This window comes from Candidatus Nitrotoga arctica (assembly GCF_918378365.1).
Taxonomy (GTDB): domain Bacteria; phylum Pseudomonadota; class Gammaproteobacteria; order Burkholderiales; family Gallionellaceae; genus Nitrotoga; species Nitrotoga arctica.
This window is the reverse complement of record NZ_OU912926.1, coordinates 1,308,213-1,320,141: the sequence shown is the minus strand read 5'-3', so window position 1 is coordinate 1,320,141 and position 11,929 is coordinate 1,308,213. Positions and strand designations below refer to the sequence as shown.

Genomic DNA, 11,929 nt, shown 5'->3' with positions numbered 1-11,929 from the left:
TTTCGAAGGAACTGTGTTGTTATTCATATCTCGTTGGAGAAAATATTCCTATCCATTACTACAAAAAAACAAACGAGAGCATGCTAATTTACGAAATTTCTAAACTAAAATGCCTCGAAAATTCCGGCAGCGCCCATGCCGGTACCAATACACATGGTGACCATGCCATATTTTTGTTTGCGCCTGCGCAATCCATGCAGCAAGGTAGCAGTACGGATCGCACCGGTGGCACCCAGCGGGTGACCCAACGCTATCGCCCCACCCAGTGGATTTACTTTGACGGGGTCTAGGGCGACTTCCCTTATTACCGCCAGCGATTGCGCGGCAAAAGCTTCGTTGAGTTCAATCCAATCGATGTCATCCAATTGCAAACCGACTTGACGCAGCACACGCGGAATGGCTTCCTTCGGGCCGATGCCCATAATTTCCGGCGGAACGCCCGCCACAGCAAAACCGAGAAATTTTCCTATGGGCGTCAGGTTGTAGCGCTTCAACGCGGTCTCGCTGACCAGCAACACTGCACCCGCACCATCCGACATCTGCGAACTATTGCCGGCAGTAACTGAACCATTCTGCGCAAACACGGTTTTGAGTTTAGCCAGCGCTTCCATCGAAGTGTCTGCACGCGGGCCCTCGTCCTGCTCCGCCATGCTTGTATGCACAGTCGCTTCGCGACGTAATAAATCCGGCACATGACGCTGAATTTGATACGGTGTAATTTCATCTTTAAATTCATTATTCGCAATAGCTTGCAAGGCGCGTCGGTGACTCTCACAGGCGAAAGCATCCTGTGCTTCGCGGCTTATCTGCCAGCGTTCTGCCACCTTCTCCGCAGTCACTCCCATGCCATAAGCAATAGCGATATTCTCATCGTGCGCGAAAATTTCTGGATTCATCGCAATTTTATTTCCCATCATCGGCACCATACTCATGCTCTCGGTACCTGCCGCAATCATCACATCAGCTTCGCCAAGACGAATTCGGTCTGCCGCAAGGGCCACAGCCTGCAACCCAGAAGAACAGAAGCGGTTAACGGTCAGACCAGGCACAGAATTGGGCAAACCTGCCAGCAGCAATGCAATTCGCGCCACATTCATGCCCTGTTCAGCTTCCGGCATGGCACAACCGGCAATGACATCACCCACTGCGGCAGGGTCAAGTGAGGGACATTGTCTCATCACACTTTTCAACACATGCGCCAGCAGATCGTCAGGCCGAGTGTTGCGGAACATGCCTCGCGGCGCCTTACCCACCGGGGTGCGAGTGGCGGCAACGATATAAGCTTCCTGAATTTGCTTAGACATGAATTACTCCTTTTGAAGATCGCCTCTGTCCTAAAGGGCGGGGGTTAGGACACCTCTAAAAATTCAAGTTTCTAAACAAGACAAGGCACGAGTAAAAAATTTGAGCGCGGCATATTGTTTATATGTAAGCGATAATTTTTTTCGAGTAACGCCGTATTGTGACGAAAGTTGGATTTTTAGAGGTGTCCTTTAGTTTCGCAATGGTTTGCTATTTCTTAGCATGTACTCAATACGTTCCTGCGTCTTGTCCATTGCCAGCAGCTCAAGGAAATTGCGCCGTTCCAGATCAAGTAACCATTGCTCATCGACCATGCTACCAACTTCCACGTCACCCCCACACATTACCTCGGCCACGCGACTGCCAATAGCGTAATCATGCTCCGAGATGAAACCCCCTTCCAGCATATTCACCATAGACGCCTTGAAGGAAGCAATGCCTACCCTGCCCGCTACCGGAATCTGACGCTGTATCAGGGGCGGGCGATAGGCCGTGGCTACCAGCGCCAACGCTTCTTGCTTGGCCACATGCAGCAATTCGAAGTGGTTCATAACGATACGATCCGAGGCTCGCAAATAGCCCATCTCGCGCGCCAGCTCTGCGCTCTTGGATACTTCGCCCATGGCGATATTCTGAAAATAGCGGCGTAGGAACGGAAAAATATCGCCGCCTTTTGCTTCCGCCGCCGCGCGCTGCGTCATTTCCTTGCAGCCGCCTCCAGAAGGCAGCAGGCCGACGCCTGTTTCTACCAGCCCGATATAACTTTCCAGCACAGCAACAATGCGCGTGCAATGAATCGAAATTTCGCAGCCACCACCCAGCGCGAGGCCATCTACCGCCGCGATAGTAGGCACCTGCGCATATTTCAGGCGCTGCGACACCCGCTGAAATTTAACAATTACATCTTCTACACGGGGTACATTGCCGGTTGCCGCATTGACGATTTCACTTAGCCCACCACCGCCCGCCACGGTATATTTGACGCGCTGCACCGCGCCTTTAAACTTGCCAAAAAACCCACCGGATTGTTCTTCGCCAACTTCCTGCACCCCTTGCATCAATTGCAGCAAATTGGCACCGGCAGAAAATGGTGGTTCTGTCTGCCAAATAATGAGTGCAAGCCAGTTTTCCTCGGCTTCGTCCAGCACGCGCAAAATATCGTCCAGCAATTCACTGCTGATGATATGCATCTTGGTTTTGAAACTCAGGATGGCGATATCGTTATCGGTATGCCACATACGTACCGCTTCGGTCTCGAAAATCGTTTCGCCATATTGCATTGCCTCACCCGGCAATCGGTCTGGAAACTCCTGCCGGTCGTACACTGGTAACGTCGAGCGCGCTTGATATTGATTACTGCCGGGCGAGTATGAGCCTTGCGCACTATGCACCTCATTACGGGTTGCATCAGTCACCCAGCCTGGCAGAGGTGCTGACGACATTGTCCTGCCCGCTGCAATATCCTCGTTAACCCAACCGACTACCTTTTGCCAGCCTGCCATCTGCCAGATTTCGAACGGCCCACTGTCCCAACCGAAACCCCAGCGCACGGCAAAATCCAGATCGCGCGCATTGTTGGCGATGCCTTCCAGATGTACCGCGCAATAGTGAAATAAGTCACAAAACACCACCCACAGGAATTGTGCTTGCGGACGCGCGCTGGCATGCAGAGCGGCAAGCTTTTTCGCCCAATCGCGTTCACGTAGTATGTCCTTCACCGCATCATCCAACTTGTCTTCCGACAAGCGATAAGTCTGCAAATCCAGATCGAAAACATGAATTTTATTACCCACTTTCTGATACACGCCGCGTTTGGTTTTTTGCCCCAGCGCGCCCTCCTCTATCAGCTTGTCCAACCAGTCCGGCAGCGCAAAATGCGTATACCAGGGATCGTCTGCAAGATTATTGCGCATGGTGTCGACCACGTGTGCGAACACATCCAGCCCAACCACGTCCAGAGTGCGGAAAGTAGCGCTCTTGGGTCGCCCCAGATAGCGGCCGGTTAAGGCATCCACGGTATCGAAGCCCAACCCCAGCCGGTGCGCATGATGCAGCGTGGCCAGCAGAGAAAATACACCTATGCGGTTGGCAATAAAGTTGGGTGTGTCCTTGGCGCGCACCACGCCCTTGCCCAGAGTGGAGACAAGAAACTCTTCCAGTCTGTCCAGCAGCGTAGCGTCGGTGCTGGCGCAGGGAATCAACTCGACCAGATGCATGTAGCGCGGCGGGTTAAAGAAGTGAATTCCGCAGAATCGATGGCGCTGCGCTTCTGGAAATGCTTGAGCCAGCTCGTTGATAGACAGCCCGGAAGTGTTACTGGCGAAAATGCAATCTGCGCCAAGATAGGGGGCGACCTTGCGGTAAAGATCTGACTTCCAGTCGATGCGCTCGGCAATTGCCTCAATCACAAGATCACAACCCCGCAGCAATCCAAGGTGCTGCTCGTAATTTGCAGGCTGGAGATAGGTCAGTTTGGCAGGTGATGCCAATGGACTGGGTTCGAGCTTCTTCAAACCTTCCAGTGCTTTGGTTACGTTGGCATTAGGATCACCTTCTTTCGCAGGCAACTCGAACAGCAGCGTTTCCACATTGGCGTTGATCAAATGCGCGGCAATCTGCGCGCCCATTACCCCTGCGCCCAATACAGCGACCTTACGTATAATAAAATTCTTAGGCATATTTCATTTCCAAAACAATAAAGAAGGCATGAGCCTTCCCTTTCATGCTCACGCTGTAAAAGCTATTTGACCAACCAAGTCTAACTCTCTATCCGTGCAGCAAAATAATGCACTCATTCGTCAGGTGGCACAATACGCGGCCTGCGGTCCTCTCCCACCGCCACATAGGTCAACATAGCCTCGGTTACCTTGGCACAGATCGGCTTAACCGGATCGCGCTGCACATATACCTCGACCTTGACAGTGATAGAGGTGCGCCCTACCTTCACAAGCTCAGCATAAAAGCTCACCACATCGCCCATGAACAACGGCTGCTTGAACACAAATGAATTCACCGCCACCGTCACCACGCGTCCGCGCGCACGAATGAGAGCGGGAATGCTTCCGGCAATGTCAACTTGCGCCATTACCCAACCGCCAAAAACGTCGCCTGTATAATTACTGTCGGATGGCATGGCCACCATACGCAATGTAGGCTCACGTTGCGGTAAGAAGGTCAACGCTGGTTCATCCATATTCAGTGTCCTTGATAAAGCTGTTCAATTTCTTTTGCAAAGCGCTCCACCACAGATCCACGTTTAACCTTCAGGGTGGGCGTCATCAGGCCGTTATCAACACTCCACGGCTCGGTCAACAGTAATACCCCGTGTACCTTGGCATAACCGGGGAATTCCTTTATCTGATCAGCGATACGCTGCAACACCTGTTGCTCGATACGGCGGTCATGCAACGATTCCGGCATGTCCGCCTGCACCCCGACCTCTTGCGCTAAGTGTGCCCAGCCTGCCGGATTCACTACTGCCAGCGCAGTCAGATAGGGGTGCCCTTCACCATGCACCATCACCAGATCGAACAAACGGTCACGCAGAATGGCCTGTTCCATGTCTGCCGGAGAAATTTTCTCGCCGTTGGACATCACGATAATTTCCTTCAGACGCCCCGTGATGGTGATATGCCCTGACTCGCTAATGGAGGCAATATCGCCACTGTTCAGCCAGCCATCCTCATCTATCATGGCGCGTGTCGCCTCGGCATTATTCCAGTAACCTAACATCACATTCTGCCCTTTAACCAGTAACGCACCCTGTTCGTCGATGCGCACCTCTACTCCCGGTAAAGGAAGCCCAACACTGGACGGAAAATTGCTATTCAAGCGATTAGCGCAAACGATAGGACTGGTTTCGGTCAAACCATAGCCTTGCAAAATAGGTAAGCCGAGTGCAATAAATACGCGTGAGATTTCCGGCTGCAAAGCCGCTCCCCCACACAAAGTCAGGCGAAGTCGTCCACCTAAACGCGCCATTACCTTGCTGGCTACCAAGTGATTAAGCAACGGCCATAGCAATAAGGATGGATGCCAGCCAGCACGCCCCTGTTCGTGTTCAAAGCAGCGCCAACCTACATTGACTGCCAAAGCGAATAGCTTGCGCCGCAACGGCGATGCCTCCTCCAGCTTGGCGCTAATCGCCCCGTACACACGCTCAAAAATGCGAGGCACAGAAACCAAAATAGTTGGGCGAATGATTTGTAAATCCTCCGACAACAACTGAACGGAACGCGCATAGGCAACCGTGACGCCAGCCATCACACAGATGTAATAACCCACCGTACGTTCGAAGGCGTGAGAAAGCGGCAAAAAAGACAGCATAGTATCCATTCCGGCAACGGGACAGGTCTGCAAGGCTGCATGGGCGTCAAACAAAATATTGCGATGCGACAGCATTACTCCCTTGGGGCGACCCGTGGTACCCGAGGTGTACATGATCGTGGCCAGCGCATCGCGCTCGCGCCCTCGTTCCTCAACCAAAACCGCATGCGCGGGCAGCCACTCCTCCGCACATAGCAAACGCGCTTCATTATGCCCTGCTACCCTGTCCAGACTAATCATGCGCTGTATGCAGGGAAGCTGTGCGCACACGCTACGCAACTCTTGCCATTGTTCTGCGTTCTCGAACAACAGTACCTTCACGCCCGCATCGTTGATGATATAGGCTACGCTATCCTGCCTGTCCTCAGTGTATAACGGCACCACCACAAGGCCGAGCGATAACGCCGCCTGATCAAACAATACCCATTGCGGGCAGTTGCGCAACATGATGCCGACTCGGTCACCCACTGCTAATCCCTCACGCATCAGCGCCGCCTGCCAGCGCGCCGTTTGATCGCGCGCCTGCGCCCATGTCATCGACAGCCAAGTATTTTCATTCGTATCGAAATAGCGATAAGCAATAGCATCAGGCGTGCGTTTCACACGCTCGACAAACAACCCATGCAAGGTGACTGCCTGTTCAGGCGTGATAATGTGGTCTTGGTTGTCCGGCATGATTACCCCTCACTATCGCTCAAATAATACTCGACTCTGCCCTCACTTGTTCTGGCGCAAAATCATCCACCATGATGACCTTGCGTTGTAGCTCATAGTCACGCTCCAGCAGATGTGCTTCTTCGGCATTGATGAACCCTTTATGATGTGCTTCTGCAATGCGCATCAACTCATTCATAACCTTGAGCTGCCCGGCCTTGTGCGCCGCATCCACTCTTGCTTGCAAGGGTTCGCACCGCAACGTGCTGTGTAACGCAGCTTCCAGTGCACCGACCGCATCATTCTCATCACTGGGCAAATACATGCCCGCTGTCAGGCGGTCACGCGTAGCGCCCGGTTGCAATAACAGCACTGACACTTGATGCCCCAGCTCATCGGAAGGTGGCGCCAGATATTTTCCCCTCGGGAATATAAGCACACGCAAAAGCAGTGCAGAAAGACGACAGGGAAAGTTTTGCAGCACGCCATCAAACGCAATCTGAATCCTGTACAAAGCATCCTGTATCGCCCAGTGCAGCAACGGCAGATCTTCAGCTGGACGGCCATCATCCTCGAAGCGTTTGAGCGTGGCCGAGCACAGATACAGTTGGCTCAGCACATCGCCCAGCCGGGCAGAAATTTTCTCGCTCCGTTTGAGATTTCCGCCCAGCATCAGCATGGACACATCTGCCGCCAATGCGAATGCAGCGGAACAGCGCGTCAATTGCTGGTAATAACGCAGTGTTTCCTCACCTGCCGGCACCGAAAGACCACGCCCACCGGTAAGACCAAAAAAGCACGCGCGTAGCGCATTGCTCAGGCTCAAACTGATGTGGCCAAGCAGAGCAGCATCAAAATTTCGTAGTGCACGTTGCTTATCACTATCTTGCGCCGCCTGGATTTCCTTAAGTACATAAGGATGAGAACGGATCGCGCCCTGCCCAAAAATGAGCAGGCTGCGCGTCAAGATATTCGCGCCTTCCACGGTAATGGCGATGGGATTCTGCTGGTGAGAACGCCCCAAGTAATTGCTCGGCCCCAGGCAAATCCCCTTACCACCATGCACGTCCATGGCATCATTGACAACCGTGCGCGCACGCTCGGTGCAATGATATTTAACGCTGGCAGAAATCACAGACGGCCTCTCGCCCATGTCCACCGCTGCTGCCGTTAGTACGCGTGCCGCATCCATCAAATAGGCATTCCCGCCCATTCGCGCCAGCGCTTCTTCCACGCCTTCAAATTTACCGATCGGTAGCTTGAACTGCTTGCGTACTCGGCTATATGCGCCACAAGTTCGCACCGCCAGTTTCACCCCGCCGATGGCACAGGCCGGCAGCGAAATCGATCGCCCCGCTGCCAAACATTCCATCAGCATGCGCCAGCCCTGCCCGATACGATCCATGCCACCAATAATATATTCCATCGGGATGAACACCCCCTGGCCCGAAGTGGGGCCGTTCTGAAATGCCGAATTAAGTGGGAAATGACGACGCCCGACCTGCACGCCGGGCGTATCTGCAGGAATCAGCGCAAGGGTGATGCCGCGTTTTGTTTGTTCGCTAAGCAGGTGATCCGGATCATATAACTTAAAAGCGAGACCAAGCAGCGTCGCGACCGGTGCCAGCGTGATGTAACGTTTTTCCCACGTTACCCGCATGCCGAGCACGTTTGACTGCCCGTTGAATTCGCCGTAGCACACGATGCCATAATCAGGAATTGATCCTGCATCAGAGCCGGCGGATGGCCCGGTCAGCGCAAAACAGGGTACCTCTTTGCCCTGTGCCAATCTGCACAGATATTTTTCTTTTTGCTCAGACGTGCCATAACGCACAAGTAACTCTGCCGGACCCAATGAATTCGGCACCATCACGGTTACGGATGCAGTAATGCTACGCGAAGCAAGCTTGGCCACCACGGCGGAATGCGCAAGGGCAGAAAATTCCAACCCGCCGTATTCCTTGGGAATAATCATGCCGAAGAACCCATTGTCTTTGATGTACTGCCATACCTGCGGCGGCAAATCCTGACGCACATGAGTAATATCCCAGTCATCCAGCATGGCGCACAGAGTTTCGGTTTCGTTATCGAGAAAGGATTGCTCTGCTGCACTGAGCGTCGGCTTGGGGTAATTCAACAACTTGCGCCAGTCAGGGTGGCCACTAAAGAGATCGCCATCCCACCAAACCGTACCCGCATCGAGCGCCTCCTGCTCAGTTTGCGAGATATGTGGAAGTGTCTTGCGGAAAATTTTTAGAATTTGACTGCTCACCAACAGGCGACGCAGAAAAGGAACACCCAGTACTGCAACAACCACGGCCAGCACGATGATAGCAATTTGAAACAGATCAGCAGAAAGTTTGCTTTGGATAGCAGCGATGAAAACAAAGACTACCATCGCCAACAACCACCCCCATATGGAGGACCGAAAGAACGCCAACAAAACCATGACGCCCAGCATCACTAGCAAAGTCAATATAACCATTACCGTCCCTTCTTGTTCTCAGGGCAACCTCTATAAATCCTGAAAATGGATATCTCCTTGACGCACATAGTATTACGTTTCAGCAAACCAGTTACCGTTCGCGGTGAGCTTGTCGAACCGCTGGTTCCGCGCCAACACTGGCCTTCGACAAGCTCAGGCCGAACGGCGTCTTGTCATTTTGGTGCATCGATCTGTTACGTGCGTGAAGTGGATACCCATTATCCTGAATTTCCCCTTCCGGCAAGTGAATGACCGCATTTTTTAGAGGACTCTTTATATTTGTATGTGCGGAACTTTAACGTCAGTACGCCTTGCTGACAATGCTTAACTTATTGCATGCGATCTACCGCATCTTCCATTAGTTCCACCGAAATGACATTCATACGCGTTATCGCCGGCTTTGGTTTACTGCGTTGGGAATTATAGATGTGCTTGAAAACCAGCCTTACGGCCTACAGTTTTTTTCTTCTCCGAGGTTTATGCACGGCACCCATACTACTTGAATCGGTGATCTCGACAGCTTGCCCCGAGCGAAGGAAATAACTGCGCAGTGGCGGTAACACGAATCGTCGCGCTTCATGAACAACAGGGTTTTATGATAATGTGCGAAATAAAATCATTACGGATTTTTCTGGAAGGGAATTGGTTATGAACGCTTTGCTGCTCTTGCTACATTCAAGCCGCACCCTCTCCAGTCGAACTCGATTACGTTGGGCATCATAGGCAATGGCGCTATCTCCCGAAGAATTCGTAAAACGGCTTGATGCCATTTCAAAAAGTGATGGCGTCCCTTACGGTCGTGCGCATCTTCTTTTCGACGAGGAGCAGAAACACCAGCAGGCAATCCTTCAGTACAAGAGCTACCTCGCGTTGTCCGATGCTTTCAAATGCTTCTTTCTCGAAACGGTTGAGCTAATCAACACGGTCTGTCGCCCGAAAGTCACAGCGCCTCTTTCCGAGTTCTACGCAATATTTGTCCCGCGTCTTGCTCATAGTTTCCAGTCGTTATGCGGCGCGGAGCGGGTCGCAATTTGTGGCTATCCCTATCACGCCTATACATTACTTCGAAATACATTTGACAACCTTGTCTTGACTTCGGCTGCTCTCCAGAAGGTCACAAACTTCTACAGCATCGAAGGTGTAACTCCCGGCATGCCCCTTGATATCGTCGCCATGAAGAAGCTGCGCAAGGGCACCGAATTTAAAGTCCGCCGAAAAATGACCGGGAGTGAGAGTGGCCTCACACAAGAGACCCGAGACGAACTTTCCAAGTGGGATGACCTTTTTGACTTTGAGGTTCATGGCGCGCGCTTGTCGCTCGCCGGTGCACAGGGGTGGATGAAGGGGCTAGAACCTCTCCCGGTTTTGCCCCGTTTCGAGGAAATGCAGTTCGCAATGTTTCTGAACCGATATTGCGAAGTGAGCTGGATGGTCCACAGGCTTACGCCCGCAATTCAACCGCCTGGTGTGCCACTCCCTGAAGCTTGGATGAAGAAGTGGCGCGTACTTGATGACTCCTTTGAAATCACCGTCCACTCTCTCACGCAGCAGCTAGGGAAAAAGATCGGTGCTGCGATCGTGGAGTTGGTAAAGACAAAGTTCCCGTTCAATGAACAGTCTGCCTTTCCGCTCTGAGTGCCCAACCCATCATTCCACCGGGCCTGCGCTAAAAGCCGAGCAGGCCGGTGAATTCAAACGTTAGAGGTCATCAAAATGCTCCGTCTTCTCCATCTTTTGACTATGTTTTTTGTCATCGCCCTTTCAACGGTAGCACATGCCGAGGACGAAGTGACGTTATTCAATGGTATTGGCAAAGCAGATGCTTACATCGCCGTCGATGACGAGTTGACGATCTATCTTTGGGGCGGCAAACCAGTCGCGTACCTTGAGAAAGATAGCAGTGGCGGGTATCACGTTTACGGCTTCAATGGCAAACACCTCGGATGGTTTGTGAAAGGCTTCATCCGAGATCACGAAGGAAACGCCTCCTGTGCAACTAAGGAAGCCATGAGTTCGACAGAATACGAGACGTACAAAGCATACAAGCAGTACAAGCCATACAAGGCATATACGCAGTACGCTCCGTACCGCCCATACTTCTCAAATTCATTTGGCGATACGCCTTGTCTGTTCTTATTGGGTGAAGGTGGAAAATAATGACCTCTAGCGAGCAAGGTTAGATTGTGATCGCGAAGCGAGCCACAATCTAACCCGTTTGTTGTACAAGCCCGGTGAGGCTGCTGTGAATCTGCTTGTTATAGAAATATCTCTCTGATCGTAGCGGCGCCATCGGGTCATGTTCCGCTCAACCTGCCATTTTTAATGCGTTTTTACCTGATTTCACCCTTTTGCAGGGCGAGTGCGCCCATACCTGTCAAGTCCGGCAAGTTGGCGGTGTGTGTTGCGTTACATGGCCACCTCCCTGTTCGACGTGGCAGTTCGTAATCGGTTAATATTGCTTGACGTATCGTACGTATTTACGTACTTTTTAGGTTTATTTTTATTTAAAGAAAACCAAAATGCACACTCTTACCGCCAGTGACGCTCGCGCGAATTTGTATAGATTGATTGATGAGACAGCAGCGTCTCATCAACCAATTATCATTTCCGGGAAACGTAGCAGTGCTGTGCTGCTCTCCGCAGAGGATTGGAGTGCGATACAAGAAACTTTGTACTTGCTTGCCGTGCCTGGCATGCGCGAATCCATAAAGACAGGTATGAATGAGCCTCTAGCAAAAAGTGCAAAGGAGCTTAAGTGGTGAGTTGGGAGGTTGTCTATGCCAAGCAATCACTCAAAGATGCAAAGAAGCTTGCTGCAAGCGGTCTCAAGACAAAGGCACAAGAGTTGTTAGCAGTCCTTGCCAATGATCCATTTCAAAATCCACCGCCTTTCGAAAAATTAGTCGGAGATCTTGCCGGTGCTTACTCACGCCGCATCAATATTCAGCACCATATCGTGTATGAAATCTTTACAAAAGAAAGAACCGTTCGCGTTCTACGCATGTGGACGCACTATGAATGAGCAAGCCAATTATTCGGTAGTACAGATTGATGAGCTGGCGGCATTAAATCCGGACAATTTATAGGTCACCAAAACTGAGAACGACTGTCCAAAGGCATTCGTCATTGGAGTAGGACTGAGGTGTTTTTCAGGAAGAATGT

General features: G+C 51.8%; 10 protein-coding genes. 5 read left to right on the top strand and 5 right to left on the bottom strand.

Going from position 1 to position 11,929, the window contains the following annotated elements; genetic code table 11:
• Positions 1-104 precede the first annotated feature (104 nt).
• From MKZ32_RS05935 to MKZ32_RS05915, 5 genes are all read right to left on the bottom strand, one after another.
• Positions 105-1,304: an acetyl-CoA C-acyltransferase gene (locus tag MKZ32_RS05935; protein WP_239796422.1), complete on the bottom strand. Its 1,200-nt coding sequence runs from the start codon at positions 1,302-1,304 to the stop codon at positions 105-107.
• Between the two features lie 189 nt (positions 1,305-1,493).
• A complete protein-coding gene (locus tag MKZ32_RS05930) occupies positions 1,494-3,980 on the bottom strand; it encodes a 3-hydroxyacyl-CoA dehydrogenase/enoyl-CoA hydratase family protein (protein WP_239796421.1) in 2,487 nt (828 codons plus the stop codon).
• A 113-nt stretch (positions 3,981-4,093) separates the two neighbouring features.
• A complete protein-coding gene (locus MKZ32_RS05925; protein WP_239796420.1) occupies positions 4,094-4,495 on the bottom strand; it encodes an acyl-CoA thioesterase in 402 nt (133 codons plus the stop codon).
• Positions 4,496-4,497: 2 nt separating this feature from the next.
• On the bottom strand, positions 4,498-6,303 hold the full coding sequence (locus MKZ32_RS05920; RefSeq protein WP_239796419.1) for an AMP-dependent synthetase/ligase: 1,806 nt from the start codon (positions 6,301-6,303) through the stop codon (positions 4,498-4,500).
• A 19-nt stretch (positions 6,304-6,322) separates the two neighbouring features.
• Positions 6,323-8,767: an acyl-CoA dehydrogenase gene (locus MKZ32_RS05915; protein ID WP_239796418.1), complete on the bottom strand. Its 2,445-nt coding sequence runs from the start codon at positions 8,765-8,767 to the stop codon at positions 6,323-6,325.
• A 57-nt stretch (positions 8,768-8,824) separates the two neighbouring features.
• Between MKZ32_RS05915 and MKZ32_RS05910 the strand changes: the two genes are divergently transcribed.
• The 5 genes from MKZ32_RS05910 (at position 8,825) to MKZ32_RS05890 (ending at position 11,789) form a co-directional block, all read left to right on the top strand.
• Entirely contained in the window at positions 8,825-9,019 is a 195-nt protein-coding gene (locus MKZ32_RS05910; RefSeq protein WP_239796417.1) for a hypothetical protein, read from the top strand.
• A 474-nt stretch (positions 9,020-9,493) separates the two neighbouring features.
• Positions 9,494-10,402: a hypothetical protein gene (locus tag MKZ32_RS05905; protein ID WP_239796416.1), complete on the top strand. Its 909-nt coding sequence runs from the start codon at positions 9,494-9,496 to the stop codon at positions 10,400-10,402.
• A 105-nt stretch (positions 10,403-10,507) separates the two neighbouring features.
• On the top strand, positions 10,508-10,924 hold the full coding sequence (locus MKZ32_RS05900) for a 4-fold beta flower protein (RefSeq protein ID WP_239796415.1): 417 nt from the start codon (positions 10,508-10,510) through the stop codon (positions 10,922-10,924).
• Between the two features lie 362 nt (positions 10,925-11,286).
• Complete coding sequence (locus MKZ32_RS05895) at positions 11,287-11,529, top strand: type II toxin-antitoxin system Phd/YefM family antitoxin (RefSeq protein WP_239796414.1); 243 nt, start codon at positions 11,287-11,289, stop codon at positions 11,527-11,529.
• Positions 11,523-11,789: a Txe/YoeB family addiction module toxin gene (locus tag MKZ32_RS05890; protein ID WP_239796413.1), complete on the top strand. Its 267-nt coding sequence runs from the start codon at positions 11,523-11,525 to the stop codon at positions 11,787-11,789. Before MKZ32_RS05895 ends, MKZ32_RS05890 begins: the two co-directional genes overlap by 7 nt.
• The last annotated feature ends 140 nt before the right edge of the window (positions 11,790-11,929 follow it).

Bases quoted from the DNA above. Each gene is read 5' to 3' on its own strand.
- MKZ32_RS05935 (WP_239796422.1), bottom strand. From the start codon at position 1,304: ATGTCTAAGCAAATTCAGGAAGCTTATATCGTTGCCGCCACTCGCACC.
- MKZ32_RS05930 (WP_239796421.1), bottom strand. From the start codon at position 3,980: ATGCCTAAGAATTTTATTATACGTAAGGTCGCTGTATTGGGCGCAGGG.
- MKZ32_RS05915 (WP_239796418.1), bottom strand. From the start codon at position 8,767: ATGGTTATATTGACTTTGCTAGTGATGCTGGGCGTCATGGTTTTGTTG.
- MKZ32_RS05920 (WP_239796419.1), bottom strand. From the start codon at position 6,303: ATGCCGGACAACCAAGACCACATTATCACGCCTGAACAGGCAGTCACC.
- MKZ32_RS05895 (WP_239796414.1), top strand. From the start codon at position 11,287: ATGCACACTCTTACCGCCAGTGACGCTCGCGCGAATTTGTATAGATTG.
- MKZ32_RS05900 (WP_239796415.1), top strand. From the start codon at position 10,508: ATGTTTTTTGTCATCGCCCTTTCAACGGTAGCACATGCCGAGGACGAA.
- MKZ32_RS05925 (WP_239796420.1), bottom strand. From the start codon at position 4,495: ATGGATGAACCAGCGTTGACCTTCTTACCGCAACGTGAGCCTACATTG.
- MKZ32_RS05905 (WP_239796416.1), top strand. From the start codon at position 9,494: ATGGCGCTATCTCCCGAAGAATTCGTAAAACGGCTTGATGCCATTTCA.